The organism is Sphingomonas sp. SP6 (assembly GCF_058313435.1).
Genome location: NZ_JBZFLG010000003.1, coordinates 42,144 through 58,144 on the forward strand (window position 1 = coordinate 42,144; position 16,001 = coordinate 58,144).

Genomic DNA, 16,001 nt, shown 5'->3' on the forward strand with positions numbered 1-16,001 from the left:
TCGCCGCGCCGCTTACCGGCGCGCGCGCGCGGGAGCAATTCGGAACGCGCGGTCGGACGTCGTGACGAGGTTGACGCGCCCTTAAGCTCACTCCGCTAAGCACCGCGCCCATGAAGGTCCTCGTCGTCTTCGGTACCCGGCCCGAAGCCATCAAGCTGTTCCCCGTCGTCCGCGCGCTCGCCGCTCGCGAAAGCGTGACGGTGCGCACGTGCGTCACCGCGCAGCATCGCGGGCTGCTCGATCAGGTGCTCCAGGTCGCTGGACTCACCCCCGATATCGACCTCGACCTGATGGAGCCCGGCCAGACGCTCGACCGCCTCACCGCGCGGCTGCTGACCGGGCTGGGCGAGGTGCTCGACCGGGAGGCGCCCGATCGCGTCATCGTGCAAGGCGACACGGCGACAGCGATGACCGGCGCGCTCGCCGCTTACTATCGCCGCGTCCCCGTTGCCCATGTCGAGGCCGGCCTGCGCTCGGGCGACATCTACCATCCGTGGCCGGAGGAGGTGAACCGGCGGATGATCGCGCCGATCGCCGACCTGCACTTCGCCCCGACGCAGACCGCCGCCGACGCGCTCGCCCGCGAGAACGTCACCGCCGGCGTCCACGTCACTGGCAACACCGTGATCGACGCCTTGCTGTGGACCCGCGACCGGATCGCCGCCGACCCGTCGCTCGCCGCCGGGCTCGACGAGATCGCCGCGCAGTTCGCGGGCAAGCGCATCGTCCTCGTCACCACCCACCGCCGCGAGAACTTCGGCGGGGGGATGGAGGCGATCGCCCGCGCGATCCGCCGGATCGCCGCGCGCGAGGACATGGCAGTGATCTTCCCGGTCCACCCCAATCCCAATGTCGGCCCGGTGATGGACCGTATCCTTGGCGGTCTCCCCAACGTCGCCCGAATCGCGCCGCTCGATTACCCCCACTTCATCCGCGCGCTCTCGCTCTCGACGCTGGCGCTGACCGATTCGGGCGGGGTGCAGGAGGAAGCTCCCGCGCTCGCCAAGCCTGTGCTCGTCATGCGCGACACGACCGAGCGGCCCGAGGGCGTCGCCGCCGGCACCGCGAAGCTGATCGGGGCGGACGAGAACCGGATCGTTTCCGAAGTCTCAACCCTTCTCGACGATAGCCACGCCTATTCCGCGATGGCGCGCGCGCACAATCCGTACGGCGACGGCCACGCGGCGGAACGGATCGCGGAGATCGTCGCCGATGGTGTCGGACGTTGAACTGAAGGTCGTCGTCGTCGGCCTGGGCTATATCGGCCTGCCCACCGCAGCCGTCATCGCCCGTACCGGCGCGAAGGTGCTGGGCGTCGACGTGTCCGAGCATGTCGTCGAGACCGTCAACTCCGGGCGCATCCACATCGAGGAGGTCGATCTCGACGGGCTGGTCTCTGGCGTGGTCGCACGCGGGGCGCTGCGGGCCTCGACCGAGATCGAGTCCGCCGACGTCTTCGTCATCGCGGTGCCCACCCCGTTCGGCCAGGATCACGCCCCCAACGTCGGCTACGTGCTTCGCGCCGCGACCACCGTCGCCGCCGCGCTCAAGGCCGGCGACACGGTGATCCTCGAGTCGACCTCGCCGGTCGGGACCACCGAACAGGTCCGCGACCTGCTGGCGAAGCTGCGGCCCGATCTCAAGGCGCCCGGCCTTGGAGAGGGCGCGGACTATGCGCTCGCTTATTGTCCCGAGCGCGTCCTGCCCGGTCGCATCCTCGTCGAACTGATCGACAACGACCGCGTCATCGGCGGCATCACACCCCGCTGCGCCCGCAAGGCGCTCGGCTTCTACCGCCGCTTCGTCCGCGGCGCGTGCGTCACGACCACCGCACGCGCGGCGGAGATGACCAAGCTTACCGAGAACGCCTTCCGCGACGTCAACATCGCCTTCGCCAACGAACTGAGCCTCGTCGCCGACACGATGGGGGTGGACGTGTGGGAGGTGATCCGCCTTGCCAACCGGCACCCGCGGGTCAACATCCTCCAGCCCGGCCCCGGCGTCGGCGGGCATTGCATCGCCGTCGACCCGTGGTTCCTCGTCGCCGCCGATCCGGCGCAGACGCCGCTGATCCGCACCGCGCGCGAGGTCAACGACGGCAAGACCGATCATGTCATCGCCAAGGCGTCGGCGCTGATCGCCCAGCGGCGCGGCCCCGTCGCGTGCCTCGGTCTCGCGTTCAAGGCGAACATCGACGACTTTCGCGAATCGCCCGCGCTCAAGATCGCGACCGCATTGGCCGAGACCTTCGGTGAGCGTATCCGCATCGTCGAGCCCTATGCCGCCGCGCTTCCGCGCGACTTCGACGGGTCGGGCGCGACGCTGATCGATCTCGACACCGCAATCGAAACCTGCGTGACGATGATCGTCCTCGTCGACCATGACCTGTTCCGCTCGGTCCCGCTCGACGAACGCGCGACCAAGGCCGTGCTCGACACGCGCGGCATCTGGCCCGATCAGCCGCGCGCCCAGCCCGATCGGCCGGAGCTCAAGCTGGCGGGCTGAAGGTCCCGACATTGCGGGGCCGTCAAGCCGCGGTTAAGGCCGCGCGCTTCAGCGACGACGTCCCGCCATGCTCAGACGCTTCCTTCCCGCCCGCCGCGACAGCGAGCCGCTCGCCGCCGTGCCGCCGGGCCACCGTGTCTATGCGGTCGGCGACATCCACGGCAGGCTCGACCTGCTCGACGCCGCGCTCGCCCGCCTCGCCGCCGACGACCGGGCACGCGGGCCGGCCGAGACGAGCCTGATCTTCCTCGGCGACCTCGTCGATCGCGGGCCCGATTCGGCGGGCGTGGTCGAACGCCTCCGGCGCCTTGCGCACGACCAAGCAGGACCGCGGTTTCTGCTTGGCAATCACGAGGAGGTGTTCCTGCTCGCCCTCACAGGGGATCAGCGCGCGGTGCGGCTATTCTGCCGGATCGGCGGCCGCGAGACACTGATCAGCTACGGCGTTTCGCCGGAGGACTATGAGCGGCTGAGCTACGAAGACGTCGCCGAGCGGCTGACCGCGCTGGTGCCCGCCGAGCACCGCGAGTTTCTGGATGGCTTCGAGCAACTCATCGTCGTCGGCGACTATGCCTTCTCGCACGCCGGCGTCCGTCCCGGCGTGCCGCTGGCCGAACAGCGCGGCGAGGACCTGCGCTGGATCCGCGAGCCCTTCCTCGACCACCGCGGCGCGCTGGAGAAGGTGATCGTTCACGGCCACACGATCCGCGAGGACGTCGAGTTCCGCCGGCACCGGATCGGGATCGACACCGGCGCCTACGCGACCGGACGTCTCACCGTGCTCGGGCTTGAGGCCGAACAGCGCTGGATCGTCGACTAACGAAGTGGGAGATGGCTTGCCCGGAACGTCGGCCGCGGCTAATGTGTTGCACAGCGGCAATAGCCCGGGATCGAAGTCTTTTTTCCCGGTCTATTGCGGTTGCCATCGGCACGGCGGCGTGCTTATGGCCTCGACGACGAACAAAAGGGAGTTCCCGATGCGTCTTGCTTCTTACCTGATGGCCGCAGCGGCCGCCACGATGGCGACTGCTCCGGTCATGGCCGCGCCGGCGAACCCGGCCGCCAGCCTCTCGGTCGCCAAGTCGGTCCGGGCCGGCACCCCCACCACCGCCAAGAACAAGGCGATGGGCGGCGGCATCCTGATCGCGGTCCTCGCCGCTGCCGCGGTTGTCGCCGGCATCGTCGTGGTGGCGCAGGAGGACGACAAGACCGACAGCCCGTGAGTCGTCGGCGTCAGCCTTGAAAAAGGAATAGCGGCCTTCGGGCCGCTATTTTTTTGCCCTGTCGCCAGCCGTGGTCGCGGAAGCATCGCCGGACCATGATCCTGCGCTGCTCCCCCGTCCAGATCATCGCCTCCGGTTCGGCCCCGCGAAACCGAACATCCAGGCCGCGACCTTGCGCATCTGGATCTCCTCCGATCCTTCGGTGATCCGGTAGCGGCGGTGGTGGCGGTAGATGTGCTCGAACGGCTTGTGCCGCGAATAGCCGATCCCGCCATGGACCTGCATCGCCCGATCCGCAGCCTCGCAGCACAGCCGATTTGCATAGTAATTGCACATGCTGATCTTGTCGGAGAGCCGCTTCTCCAACTCGGGCTTGGGCATCTGGTCCATCTGCCACGCGGTCTCGCGAATCATCAGCCGCAGCATCCGGATCTGGGTCGACAGCTCGACCAATGGGAACTGGATCGCCTGATTCGCGGCGAGCGGCTTGCCGAAGGGCTTGCGCTCCATCGCGTATTTGACGCTCTCCTGGACGCAGTAATCCGCCGCGCCGCACGACGACGCCGCCTGGCGGATACGATTCTCGTGGACGAAATGCTGCGCGACCGCGAGGCCCTTGCCCTCCTGTCCCAGGATCGCGTCGTCGCCGACCACCACGTCCTTGATCGTCAACCGCGGGTGGTCGGTCGGCATGTTGAAGGTCCACAGATATTCCTCGATCGTGACGCCCGGGTCCTTGGCGTCGACCAGGAAGCAGGTGATCCCCTCCGCGTCGCCGTCCTTGCCGCTCGACCGGGCGAACAGCATGATGTGCGTCGCGACGTGCATCCCGGTGATCCACATCTTCGGCCCGCTGATTCGCCACGAGCCGCCCTCGCGGACCGCGCGGGTCTCCATGAAGGTCGCGTCGGAGCCGTGGTCCGGCTCGGTCAGCCCGAAGCAGATGCGGTAGCCGCCCTCGAGCATCCCGGGGATGAATTCGTCCGCCTGCGCCTTCGTGCCGAAATCGCGGAACATCAGCACCTGCGGGAAATTGGCGACGATCGAATGCTCGTTCTGCAGGTCGTTGTGGAGCCCCAGCCCCTGCGACGCGAAGTGATCGCGGATGACGGCCATCCACAGGTTCGATCCGTCCTTGCCGCCATATTCCTTGGGCAACGCGAAGCGCAGGTGCCCGGCCTTGTCGGCGCGGCGCTTGGCCTCGCGCAGCAGTTCCTCCCACTCGTGGCGGGGCAGGCCCTGGTTGTCCCAGTCGGTGCGGGCATGCTCGCGGCGATGGTCGAAGAAGCGCTCGTTGTCGTTCTGCGCCTGAAGCGGCTTGATCTCGGCGTCGATGAAGGCGTCGAGCTCGGCAAGATAGTCGGTCAGCTCGGTCGGCAGATTGAAGTCCATGTCCCTCTCCATGCAGCGATCTAAGTCGAGTCTTTTAACTGGCGTAGCGCGCCGCCGCGTGATTTACACGTCCCAAGCATGGAAAAGCTGACGCGAGAGGACATCGGGGAGCGGCTGGGTGCGGCGCTGGGCGGCGCGGTCGCCGGGCTGACGCTGCTGACCGGCGGCGCGAGCATGGAGACATGGGCGTTCGAGGCTCGCGGCGAGGCGCTGATCCTGCGTCGCCGCAACGCCGCGGTGGGCACCCATCCCGGGCAGAAGCCGCCGCTCGCGCTCGAGGCGGAGGTGATCGTAGCCTGCGAGGCGCACGGCGTGCCCGTCCCCGGCGTCGTCCACGTCTGCACCGAGGCCGACGGGCTGGGCGAGGCCTATGTCATGCAGCGGGTCGCGGGCGAGACGCTGGGCAAGAGGATCGCGACCGATCCGGCCTTCGCGCCCGCCCGCGCGGTGCTGGCGCGGCAGTGCGGCGCGGCGCTGGCACGGATTCACGCGACGCCGCCGCTCCCGGCGCTCGCGCGGGTCGACGTGCGCGAAACGCTCGCGAACTACGAGGCGACATGGCGGGGATCGGGCGCGGTCCGCCCGACGATCGACGCCGCCTTTCGCTGGCTCGAGCGCCGCATCCCCGACGAGACCGCATTGACCCTCGTCCACGGCGATTTCCGGAACGGCAACATCATGGTCGCGCCCGACACCGGCCTTGCCGCGGTGCTCGACTGGGAGCTGGTCCATGTCGGCGACCCGGCCGAGGACATGGGCTGGATCTGCACCAATTCGTGGCGCTTCGGCCGTCCGCAACGGCGCGTCGGCGGGTTCGGCGAGGTCGCCGATCTGCTCGCCGGCTACGAGGAGGCGGGAGGGGCGCCGATCAGCCCGGATCGCGTCGACTTCTGGACGATGGTCGGCAGCCTGAAATGGGGTGTGATGACGACGATGATGTATGCCCGCTGGGCGTCGGACCCGAGCGTCGGCCCGGAGCGCGCGGTCATCGGCCGTCGGCTGAGCGAGACCGAGGCCGACATCGTCGCGATCCTGGAGCGCGCCCGATGATCACCCACCCGACCGCGCAGGAACTGGTCGAGAGCGTCGCCAAGTGGCTGCCGCTCGACGGCAGCGCCGGCGGCTTCAGCCTGCGCGTGGCGCGCAACGCGCTCGAGATCGCCGCCCGCGACCTCGCGCTCGCCCCCGCCGCCGACGCGCGCGCGGTGGAGCGCATGGCGGCCATGCTCGGGCGCTGGGGAACGCGCGACGAGCTCGACCGCGGGCTGGTCGACGCGATCCGCTCGGGTGCGATAAGTCCCGACGACCCGAAGCTGCTCGGGCATCTCAAAGCCGCCGCGCTCGACGCGCTCGCGATCGACCAGCCGAAATACGCGCACGAGCTCGGCTGAGCCTAAGCGCTTGACCGCGCGACTCCCGCTGCCGCAAAGGCGGCGCATGGTTCCCTTTTCGTTCGGTGGACACGATCTGATCGCGCTGGCGGGCGGCCTCTACTGGCCGTCGCGGCGGGCATTGCTCGTCGCCGACCTCCATCTCGAAAAGGCCAGCTGGTATGCCGGGTTCGGGCAGATGCTGCCGCCCTACGATTCGCGCGCGACGCTCGCCGATCTCCAGGCGTTGCTCGCCGCGACCGGGGCGGCGGAGGTCTGGTGCCTCGGCGACAGCTTCCACGATCCGCGGGGCTGCGAGCGGCTCGACGAGGAATCGCAGGCGCTGCTGCGCGGCATGACCGCGGCGACGCGCTGGACCTGGATCACGGGCAACCACGATCGCTACGGTGTCGATCGCTGCGGCGGCGCGGTCGCGGATGAGGCGATGGTCGACGGGCTGGTCCTCCGCCACGAGGCCGATCCGCGCGAAACGCGCCCCGAACTCTCGGGCCACTTTCATCCCAAGCTGCGCGTCCGTGTTCGCGGCAAACTGATCGCCCGCCGCTGCTTCGTCGCGACCGGGACGAAGCTGATCCTGCCGGCGTTCGGCGCGCTCACCGGCGGGCTCGACGTCGATCACCCCGAGATCGTCCGCGCGGTCGGCCGGAGCGCGCAGGCGCTGGTGCCGGTGGAGGACCGGCTGCTGCGCTTCCCGATCGCGGCGTGAGACGCAGACCTCCTCGCAGCGGGAGGAGGCACGAATGGCCGGGCGGGGCAGCCGCAGGCACCCCGTAGCCCCCGCCCGCCTGCGGCTGCCCCACCCGCGACGTCCGTCACTCCTCCCCGTTCCGAGGAGGCCAAGGGGAATGCTTGCCCCCCTCCCCCCCGCGCGTTACGTGACCCGCTCAATTCCCGCGTCAGGACCTTCATCCATGTCCCCGTTCCGCACCGCGCTCGCTCTCGCCCTAGTCGCATCGCTTGCCGCGTGCGGCGGGGGGCGCAAGGCGAACGGCGCCGATCTCGCCGCCGCCAAGGTGACGACCATCGGCGTCAACAGCTATCTGTGGCGCGCGACGCTCGACACGCTCAGCTTCATGCCGCTCGTGCAGACGGATTCGAACGGCGGCGTCGTCGTCACCGACTGGTACGTCAATCCGCAGCGCCCGACCGAGCGGACCAAGGTGACGGTGTCGATCCTCGATCAGGACCTGCGCGCCGACGCGGTCCGTGTCGCGGTGCTGCGCGAAGTCAGCCAGGGTGGCGGCTGGGTGAATGCTCCCGTCGATGCCTCGACCCCGCAGAAGCTCGAGGACATCATCCTCACCAAGGCGCGCGACCTGCGCCGCGCCTCGGTCGCCAGCTGAGGCAGAGATGAGCGAGCGGTTCGACGCCGCCAGCGTCGACGCGCGCTGGCAGGCCGTGTGGGACGAGCGGCGCACCTTCGCCGCCGACGACCATAGCGCCAAGCCCAAGAGCTACGTGCTGGAGATGTTTCCCTATCCCAGCGGGCGCATCCACATGGGGCACGTTCGCAACTACACGATGGGCGACGTGCTCGCGCGGTTCCGCAGGATGCGCGGGATGGAGGTGCTTCACCCGATGGGCTGGGACGCCTTCGGGATGCCCGCGGAGAACGCCGCGATGGAGAAGGGCGTTCACCCGCGCGGCTGGACCCTCGACAATATCGCCGCGATGAAGGCGCAGTTGAAGCGCCTCGGCTTCGCGCTCGACTGGACCCGCGAGCTGGCGACGTGCGAGCCCGATTATTACGGCCACGAGCAGGCGCTGTTCCTCGATTTCCTCGCGTCGGGCCTCGTCTACCGCAAGGAATCCTCGGTCAACTGGGACCCGGTCGACATGACCGTGCTCGCCAACGAGCAGGTCATCGACGGCCGCGGCTGGCGCTCGGGCGCGCTCGTCGAGAAGCGCAAGCTCAACCAGTGGTTTTTGAAGATCACGCAGTTCGCCGACGATTTGCTGCGCGGGCTCGGCGCGCTCGAGCATTGGCCGGGCAAGGTCAAGCTGATGCAGGAGAACTGGATCGGCAAGAGCCAGGGGCTGACGTTCGGGTTCCGCCTCAAGGGTCCCTCGACTGCGCTCGGGACGAACGACCCTGCCCCGCTCGTGCCGAGCGAAGTCGAGGCATCGGTCGAGGTCTATTCCACCCGCCCCGACACGATCTTCGGCGCGTCGTTCGTCGCGATCGCGGCGGATCATCCGATCGCGCAGCGCATCGCCGCGGACAACGCGCGGGCGGCGGACTTCATCGCGCTGTGCAAGCAGGGCGGCACCACGGCGGCCGAGCTGGAGACGCAGGAGAAGCTGGGCTTCGACACGGGCCTGCGCGCGATCCACCCGTTCGACGGGCGCGAGCTGCCGGTGTTCATCGCCAACTTCGTGCTGATGGATTACGGCACGGGCGCGGTGATGGGCGTCCCCGCGCACGATCAGCGCGATCTCGACTTCGCACGCAAGTACGGGCTCACCGTCCAGCGTGTCGTCTCCGAAGGCGACAAGAGCGATCCGGTCTTCGAGGGCGACGAAGCGTACACCGGCCACGGCACGCTCGTGAACTCGCACTTCCTCGACGGCATGGACGTCGAGGACGCCAAGCGCGAGGTGATCCAGCGCGCGGAAGCCGGCGGCTGGGGCGAGGGCACAACCGTCTATCGCCTGCGCGACTGGGGCGTCAGTCGCCAGCGTTACTGGGGCACGCCGATCCCGGTGATCCACTGCGCCGACTGCGGCGTCGTACCGGTCCCGCGCGAGCAGCTGCCCGTCGTGCTGCCCGAGGACGTGAGCTTCGCGGTCCCCGGCAACCCGCTCGATCGCCACCCGACCTGGAAGCACGTCGCCTGCCCGCAATGCGGCGGCGCGGCCCAGCGCGAGACCGACACGCTCGACACCTTCGCCGATTCGAGCTGGTACTTCATCCGCTTCGCCAGCCAGCCCAAGGACGCGCCGTTCGACCGCGCGGTCGCCGAGAGCTGGCTCCCGGTCGGGCAGTATATCGGCGGGGTCGAGCACGCGATCCTCCACCTGCTCTACGCCCGCTTCTGGACCCGCGCGCTCAAGCACATCGGCAAACTCGACATCGCCGAGCCGTTTGCGGGGCTGTTCACCCAGGGGATGGTGACGCACGAGACGTATTCCTTCCCTCCGATTGAGGAAGGTCACGGTCCCACTTGGGTGTCGACTGACGATATCGAACGTCGTGGTGATGGCGTTTTCCAACGCAGCAGCGGCCGTCAAGTGACGGTCGGGCGCGTCGAGAAGATGTCGAAGACCAAGAAGAACACGGTCGATCCGAATCCGATCGTCGACCGCTACGGCGCGGATGCGGTGCGCTGGTTCATGCTGTCCGATTCGCCACCCGAGCGCGACCTCGAATGGAGCGAGAACGGCATCGAGGGGGCGCACCGCTTCACCCAGCGGCTGTGGAAGCTGGTCGGCGAGAAGCACCAGGGCGGCACCGGTGAGGATATCGGCCTGCGCAAGCTCGCCCACCGCACCACCGCGCTGGTCGCCGAGGATATCGAGGGCCTCCAGTTCAACAAGGCCGTCGCCCGGCTCTACACGCTCGTCGGCGCGATCGAGAAGGCGGCCCCGTCCGCCGATCGCGACGCCGCGGTCGCGACGCTGCTGCGCTTGGTCGCGCCGATGACCCCGCATATCGCCGAGGAAGCGCACGAGCGCCGCGGCGGCGACGGGTTGATCGCCGACGCCGCCTGGCCCGCGGTCGACCCGGCGCTGCTGGTCGACGACGAGGTGACGATCGCGATCCAGGTCAACGGCAAGCTCCGCGACACGCTCGTCATGCCCAAGGGCGCGGCCAAAGCGGATGTCGAGGCCGCCGCGCTCGCCAGCGAGAACGTCGTCCGCATCCTGGGCGGCAATGCGCCGAAGAAGGTGATCGTCGTCCCCGATCGCCTGGTGAACCTGGTCGCGTGAGGGCGTTCCTCCCTCTCCGTTCGTCTCGAGCGAACGGGACCTGGCTTGCCGCCCTCCTCCCCCTCGCGCTCGCCGGCTGCGGGCTGCACCCGCTCTACTCCGGCGGCACCAGCTCCCCCGTGGCCGCGACGCTCGCCGGGATCGAGGTCGCCCCGATCCAGGGCAAGGCCGGGTTCCTGCTGTCGAACGCGCTCAAGGACCGGCTCGAGGCGGCGGGGCGCGACACCCCGCGCTACCGGCTCCAGGTCAAGCTCGACGACCAGATCATCGGCCTGGCGCTGCGCCGCGACAACGCCGTCACCCGCGAGCGGCGGACGCTGCGCGCGCGCTACCAGCTGATCGATCTATCGACCGGTAAGGACATGGTCGTGCTCGATGCGACCGCGGGTTCGGACGCGGGGATCGACGTGGTCAGCTCCGAATATGCGACCATCGCCGCCGAGAACACCGCGCTCGAGAACCTGGCGCAGATCGTCGCCGAGCAGATGGTCACCCGCATCGCGATCTACGCGCGCGGCCACGCGCCCGCGGCGGCGCTGCCGTGAAGGCGAACGAGGCGCAGGCCAAGGCTGCGCTCGATTGGCCCGCCCCCGACATCCGACTCTATCTGCTCCACGGCCCCGACGAGGCGGGGGCGGCGGCTCTGGCGCAGCGGCTCGCAAAGGCGCTGGGCGATGGCGCGGAGCGGGTGGACCTCGATGCCGCCACGCTCAAGAGCGATCCCGCGCGCCTGGCCGACGAGGCCGCGTCGCTGTCGCTGTTCGGCGACACACGGTGGATCCGCGCGACCGGGGTCACCGAAGATGCGATCGCCGCGGTCGAGGCGCTGCTCGCCGCCGAGCGGGCCGGCAATCCGGCCGTCCTGATCGCACCGGGGGTCAAGACGACGGGCGCGCTCGTCAAGCTCGCCACCGCGTCGAAGGCCGCGCTCGCGATCGGCTGCTACGTGCCGACCGAGCGGGACGCGGGCGCGATCGTCGCCGAACTCGCGCGCGACCAGGGGCTGCGTCTCCAGGGCCGCGTCGCCGCCAAGATCGCCCAGGCCGCAGGGTACGATCGCAGCGTCATGGCGCGCGAGATCGAGAAGCTGGCGCTTTACCTCGACGCCGCGCCCGATCGCCCCGCCACGCTCGACGATGCGGCGCTCGCCGCGATCGGCGCGGACCTGGGCGAAAGCGAGACGACACGGCTGGTCGCGGTCGCGCTCGCCGGGGACGCGGCGGCGCTCGGCGACGAGCTGGCGCGCGCGGGCGAAGCGGGAACCTCGCCCATCGTCTGGCTGCGCGCGCTCGCCCGCCGGCTGGCCGCGCTCGCGGCGATGCGCGCCGAGATCGACGGCGGCGGTACGGTCGACGCGGCGATGAAGCGTCAGCGCGTGCACTGGCGCGAGGAAGCGACGACCAAGGCGCTGCTCGCGCGCTGGACCGCCGCCGCGCTCGCCGCCGCGCACGACCGGGTTAAACGGGCCGAACGAGCGACGATGGCTCCGGGCAATGCGGGCGGGGTGCTCGCCGGTCACGAAGCGGTCGCGCTGGCGCAGACGCGGCGCTGACCGCACGTCGAAAGGCCCGGCCGGCGTGACGCCGACCGGGCCTCCCGTGACGAACGTGTGGACTTAGCGGTAGAAGCCCGGGATCACGCGAACGACGCGGCCGCGGCGATAATCGACCAGCACCACGTCGTTATAGTGACGGATCCAGCGCGTGCCCGCATAGGCGACCGGCAGGCGGTACATCCAGGGATCACGGATCCAATAGGCCGAGCCGTAATAGGACGGCGCGATCCGCGCGCCGACGCCGAAGCGGGTGTAGCGGAACGGCGCCCGCCAATTGCCCCGGGCATAAAGCCGCGGATTGGTGTTGCGATAGTTCGACCAGTCGTTCGAACCCCAGCGATGGTTCCGATCGCGATAGTCCTCGCGGTACTCGCGCTGGGCGTCGCGCACGTCGCCGCGGTTTTCGCGGATGTCTCGCACGTCGCCGCGAGCGCGCGCATTGTCGAGCTGGCGCTGCTCGCGGTGGATGTCGCGGCGGTCGCGCTGAAGCTCCCGCTGCGACTGGGCGCTGGCCATCGCCGGCAGGGCCGTGGCTGCGATCAGCAGGGTCGTGATCAGTTTACGCATGATGTCGGTCTCCCAAGAGTGGGACGATTCGCGTCGGACGCTCCTCGTCTTGAGACGCTCAATGCCGGTCACCCGCTGAATGTTTCGGGAACGGTATCGTCAGCGAAACGACAGCTTGCGGAATCGAGGCGGCCGCCCGCGTGCTCCGGTCCGGCCAGCACTACGGCTGGTCGCGCCCGCCGCCGGCGCCGCCCGCCCCCGCCGCGCCGACCGCGCCGATGTTGCCGAACAGGTCATGGAAGAAGCCGCGCTTGCGCCCGAGCGTGGGGGTGATCTTGCCGTAAGGATCGATCGCCGCGACCTGCTCGGCCCCCGAGCGGCGGATCGCAGCGACGTTGCCGCCGGCGTCGAAGCTGACCTGGATCACCAGCTGTTCACGAACCCGCGGCGAGTTGAACGCATAATTGCGGCTGTCGCGTGCGACATAATACCAGTCGCCCTGATTGAACTGCGCCGCGAAGCTGGGCGTCCCCAGCGTCGCCTGCACCGATTGCCGGTTGTCGACGCCGGGGCGGATCGAGTTCACCAGATCGGCGTCGATGATGTAGCCCTGGTGCGAGCGGAGCGGAGTGCACGCCGATGCGGCGAAAAGCGCAGTGGCGGCCCAGAAAACCTTGGCATGGACGTGACGCATGAACACTCCGCGAGGCCCGAAGCGTGCGTGTTGCGCGCGCGGCCGATCGGCTCAATATGCCGCGGCGTCGCGTCGGGCAAGCCGCGCGGGCAGGAGACAGATGTGAGCTGGTGGGACGCGCTGCTCGGGCGCAGGGACGAAACGGCGCTGCCGCTCTACGACGCGGTCGTGCGCGAGGGGCGTCGGCCGCATTGGTATGCCGAGGCGCGGGTGCCCGACACGATCGACGGCCGGTTCGACTGCATCGCCACGGTGCTGGCGGTGGCGCTGCTCCGGCTCGAGCAGGACCCCGTCGGCGCCCCGTCCGCGGCGCGCGTCACCGAGCGCTTCGTCGAGGACATGGAGGGGCAGATCCGCGAAGCCGGGATGGGTGACGTCGTCGTCGGCAAGCACATGGGCAAGCTGATGGCGATGCTCGGCGGCCGGCTCGGCGCGTACCGTCGCGGGCTGGCCGGCGACGATCTGGACGGCGCGCTGCTCCGCAATCTCTATCGCGGCGCACATCCTGGCGATGCCGCGCTGGCGGAGGCCCGGCTGGCGCTGCTGGCGTGGCGCAACCGGCTCGCGGCGACGCCGCTCCCCGAGCTCCTGACCGGAGCCGTCGCATGACGCCGGAGTTCAGTCGCCCCGAGCGCGTCGACACGATCGGCGAGGAACCGCGCATCATCCGTGTCCAGGCCGACGAGGCCGAGCGCCGGCGCCTCGCCGGTCGCTTCGCGCTGATCGCGGTCGATCGGCTGGCGGCCGAGTTCGCGGTTCGCCGAGACGCCGCCGGCGTGGTCGCCGAGGGGCGTGTCGAAGCGGCGGTGACCCAGGCCTGTTCGGTGACCGGCGATCCCATCACGGCAACGGTCGACGAGCCGGTCAGCCTGCGCTTCGTCGAGCCGGTCGTCGTCGGCGAGGAGATCGAGCTCGCCGACGAGGACGTCGACACCGTCGAGATCGAGGACGGCGCGATCGACCTGGGCGAAGCCGCGGCCGAGACGATGGCGCTCGCGCTCGACCCTTATCCGCGAAGCGCCGCGGCGCAGGCGGCACTCGAGGCAGCGGGGGTGAAAAGCGAGGACGACGTGGAGACCGCGGCCTTCGGCGGGCTGGCGGCGCTCAGGGACAAGCTGAAGGGCTAGACGCCGATCCGGTCAACGCCCCCGCAGCGTGCGGGTGAGCCAGAGCGCCATGTCATCCAGCGGCGCGGCGTCGGTCGGCGGCAAACCGTCCTCTTCCATCGACGGCGCGGTGCCGAGAGAATGGCCGAGCCCCGGATAGGTCCGCAGCGTGACCCGGCCCGCCGCGTCGGGTCTGGCGGCCAGCGCGCGCGCCGCCGCCGGATCGACGTTGGCGTCGTTCAGTCCTTGCAGGATCAAGGTCGGCGGCGTCGCGGCGCTCCAGCTCTCCCCCACGCCCTTCAGCGCACGCCCGGTCGCATCCATGCCGAGCCCCCCGTTCGGCGTGTCGGCGTACCAGCCGGCGATGATCGGATCGGCCTCGACGAAGCTGATCCGCCCGTCCTTGTCGGTGTCGAGCAGCGGATTGACCCGCTCGCCGGGGCGGAAGCCCCGGAACATCCCGACGAAGACGTGGGGCAGCAGCCCTCCCGGCCCGGCGTCGGCGCGGGCGATCGCGTCGGCGTCCAGCGCGCCGTTCGTCGCATAGCGCTGGAGATACGGCTTGCCGACCCGCAGATAATGACCTTGGACCGTGGCCGCCGGGCTGTCGACGACCGGCGCCATCAGCACCAGCGCGCGAACGCTCGGCTCCGCGGCGGCGACCGTCGCCGCGACCGTCGTCCCCTGGCTCCACCCGATCAACGCCAGCGGCAGCCGCGCGAGATCGGCGCGCGCCCGCACGAAGGCGACCGCCGCGCACCCGTCGGCCGCCAGATCGGCGCCGGTCAGCGTCGCGAACTTCGCCTGGTCGGCGGTGGTCGGGCCGGTCACGTAGCGCTTGTTGTAGCGCAGCGTCACGAAGCCCGCGCAGGCGAGCCGATCGGCGACCTGCCGCAGCGGGCGAGAAAGCGTCTTCCCGTCGCGACCGACGACGGTCCCGTCCCGATCGGCGATGTCGGACCCGGCGAACAGGACCGCGACCCCGCGCAGCGCCGCGGGGCCGGGCGGCGACTCGATCTCGCCGGCGCTGGCGAAGTCGGCGAGGCGCAGCGTCACCGGCTCGCGTCGCGGAACGCAGGCCGGAGTGGCGGCGGCATAAGCGAGCAGCGCGGCGGCGATCATCACGCCGGTCTGGCAGGACGAGCGGGGCGGCGCAAACTCAATCCTCCGGCCCCAGCGCCGCATCCAGATCGCGCGGACGGACGAACCGCGTCAGCGTCGCGCCGCCCGGCCCGATCGACGGCCAGTCCGCCACGTCGAAGCTCAGCTCGGCGACGGCCGCGGTCGGATATTTCTCCTGGACCGCGCTGCGCAGCGGGCCCGAACGCTCCGCGACCAGCAGCAGCACCAGATCCTCCAGCCCCGGATTGTGCCCGATCACCAACAGGGATCCGAACTCCGGCCCGGTCTCGCGCACGATATCGAGCAGCGTCGCCGACGAGGCGAGATACACGCGCTTGTCCCACGCCGGCGACAAGGCCGCCCCATAACCCGCCTCGATCTCGGCGATGGTCTCCTCGACGCGGCGCGCCGGCGAGGCGACGACATGATCGAACGCAAGCCCCTCGCCCCGCAGGTGACGCCCGATCAGCGCGGCGGCGCGGCGACCCTTGGCGTTGAGCGGGCGATCGAAGTCGCGCGCCACGGGGTCGTCCCAGCCGGACTTGGCGTGGCGCAGCAGCGTCAGCGTCTTCACCG

Annotated in this window: 18 protein-coding genes; 13 read left to right on the forward strand and 5 right to left on the reverse strand. The window is 70.1% G+C overall.

All coding sequences use genetic code 11. The annotated features are described in order from the left end of the window. The first annotated feature begins 110 nt into the window (after positions 1-110). From wecB to AC4GYY_RS10275, 4 genes are all read left to right on the forward strand, one after another. Positions 111-1,229 (forward strand): non-hydrolyzing UDP-N-acetylglucosamine 2-epimerase, encoded by a 1,119-nt coding sequence (gene wecB, locus AC4GYY_RS10260; RefSeq protein WP_491120307.1) that lies wholly within the window; start codon positions 111-113, stop codon positions 1,227-1,229. Then, entirely contained in the window at positions 1,213-2,505 is a 1,293-nt protein-coding gene (wecC, locus tag AC4GYY_RS10265) for a UDP-N-acetyl-D-mannosamine dehydrogenase (RefSeq protein WP_491120309.1), read from the forward strand. The genes wecB and wecC overlap by 17 nt, the downstream gene beginning before the upstream one ends. A gap of 67 nt (positions 2,506-2,572) precedes the next feature. Then, positions 2,573-3,325, forward strand: coding sequence for a metallophosphoesterase (locus AC4GYY_RS10270; RefSeq protein WP_491120310.1), 753 nt, complete (start codon positions 2,573-2,575; stop codon positions 3,323-3,325). 157 nt (positions 3,326-3,482) lie between these two features. Next, positions 3,483-3,728, forward strand: coding sequence for a hypothetical protein (locus AC4GYY_RS10275; protein ID WP_491120312.1), 246 nt, complete (start codon positions 3,483-3,485; stop codon positions 3,726-3,728). A gap of 123 nt (positions 3,729-3,851) precedes the next feature. Here the strand turns inward: AC4GYY_RS10275 and AC4GYY_RS10280 are convergent, their stop codons facing one another. Then, positions 3,852-5,120, reverse strand: coding sequence for an acyl-CoA dehydrogenase family protein (locus AC4GYY_RS10280; protein ID WP_491120313.1), 1,269 nt, complete (start codon positions 5,118-5,120; stop codon positions 3,852-3,854). Between the two features lie 78 nt (positions 5,121-5,198). On the opposite strand from AC4GYY_RS10280, the gene AC4GYY_RS10285 reads away from it, so the two are divergent. The 7 genes from AC4GYY_RS10285 (at position 5,199) to holA (ending at position 11,993) form a co-directional block, all read left to right on the forward strand. Continuing rightward, positions 5,199-6,170, forward strand: coding sequence for a phosphotransferase family protein (locus tag AC4GYY_RS10285; RefSeq protein ID WP_491120315.1), 972 nt, complete (start codon positions 5,199-5,201; stop codon positions 6,168-6,170). Continuing rightward, a complete protein-coding gene (locus AC4GYY_RS10290) occupies positions 6,167-6,511 on the forward strand; it encodes a DUF6285 domain-containing protein (RefSeq protein ID WP_491120317.1) in 345 nt (114 codons plus the stop codon). Before AC4GYY_RS10285 ends, AC4GYY_RS10290 begins: the two co-directional genes overlap by 4 nt. 46 nt (positions 6,512-6,557) lie before the next feature. Further along, positions 6,558-7,217 (forward strand): ligase-associated DNA damage response endonuclease PdeM, encoded by a 660-nt coding sequence (pdeM, locus tag AC4GYY_RS10295; RefSeq protein ID WP_491120319.1) that lies wholly within the window; start codon positions 6,558-6,560, stop codon positions 7,215-7,217. Positions 7,218-7,422: 205 nt separating this feature from the next. Beyond that, positions 7,423-7,854, forward strand: coding sequence for a DUF3576 domain-containing protein (locus AC4GYY_RS10300; protein WP_491120320.1), 432 nt, complete (start codon positions 7,423-7,425; stop codon positions 7,852-7,854). Between the two features lie 7 nt (positions 7,855-7,861). Next, positions 7,862-10,441: a leucine--tRNA ligase gene (gene leuS, locus AC4GYY_RS10305; protein WP_491120321.1), complete on the forward strand. Its 2,580-nt coding sequence runs from the start codon at positions 7,862-7,864 to the stop codon at positions 10,439-10,441. Beyond that, a complete protein-coding gene (gene lptE / locus AC4GYY_RS10310; RefSeq protein WP_491120323.1) occupies positions 10,438-10,986 on the forward strand; it encodes an LPS assembly lipoprotein LptE in 549 nt (182 codons plus the stop codon). The genes leuS and lptE overlap by 4 nt, the downstream gene beginning before the upstream one ends. Beyond that, positions 10,983-11,993: a DNA polymerase III subunit delta gene (gene holA / locus AC4GYY_RS10315; RefSeq protein ID WP_491120325.1), complete on the forward strand. Its 1,011-nt coding sequence runs from the start codon at positions 10,983-10,985 to the stop codon at positions 11,991-11,993. The genes lptE and holA overlap by 4 nt, the downstream gene beginning before the upstream one ends. Before the next feature lie 63 nt (positions 11,994-12,056). On the opposite strand, the gene AC4GYY_RS10320 is transcribed toward holA, so the two are convergent. Further along, a complete protein-coding gene (locus AC4GYY_RS10320) occupies positions 12,057-12,563 on the reverse strand; it encodes an RcnB family protein (RefSeq protein ID WP_491120327.1) in 507 nt (168 codons plus the stop codon). Positions 12,564-12,723: 160 nt separating this feature from the next. After that, a complete protein-coding gene (locus tag AC4GYY_RS10325; protein ID WP_491120329.1) occupies positions 12,724-13,197 on the reverse strand; it encodes an outer membrane protein assembly factor BamE in 474 nt (157 codons plus the stop codon). Between the two features lie 102 nt (positions 13,198-13,299). Here AC4GYY_RS10325 and AC4GYY_RS10330 point away from each other — a divergent pair, with 102 nt between their 5' ends. Together AC4GYY_RS10330 and AC4GYY_RS10335 are read left to right on the forward strand one after the other, a co-directional pair. Further along, positions 13,300-13,806, forward strand: coding sequence for a ubiquinol-cytochrome C chaperone family protein (locus tag AC4GYY_RS10330; protein WP_491120331.1), 507 nt, complete (start codon positions 13,300-13,302; stop codon positions 13,804-13,806). Next, positions 13,803-14,324, forward strand: coding sequence for a DUF177 domain-containing protein (locus AC4GYY_RS10335; protein ID WP_491120332.1), 522 nt, complete (start codon positions 13,803-13,805; stop codon positions 14,322-14,324). Before AC4GYY_RS10330 ends, AC4GYY_RS10335 begins: the two co-directional genes overlap by 4 nt. A gap of 12 nt (positions 14,325-14,336) precedes the next feature. Here AC4GYY_RS10335 and AC4GYY_RS10340 read toward each other — a convergent pair whose 3' ends face one another. Further along, positions 14,337-15,425 (reverse strand): serine aminopeptidase domain-containing protein, encoded by a 1,089-nt coding sequence (locus AC4GYY_RS10340; protein WP_491120334.1) that lies wholly within the window; start codon positions 15,423-15,425, stop codon positions 14,337-14,339. 37 nt (positions 15,426-15,462) lie between these two features. Next, positions 15,463-15,999: a SixA phosphatase family protein gene (locus tag AC4GYY_RS10345; protein WP_491121183.1), complete on the reverse strand. Its 537-nt coding sequence runs from the start codon at positions 15,997-15,999 to the stop codon at positions 15,463-15,465. Positions 16,000-16,001 lie beyond the last annotated feature (2 nt).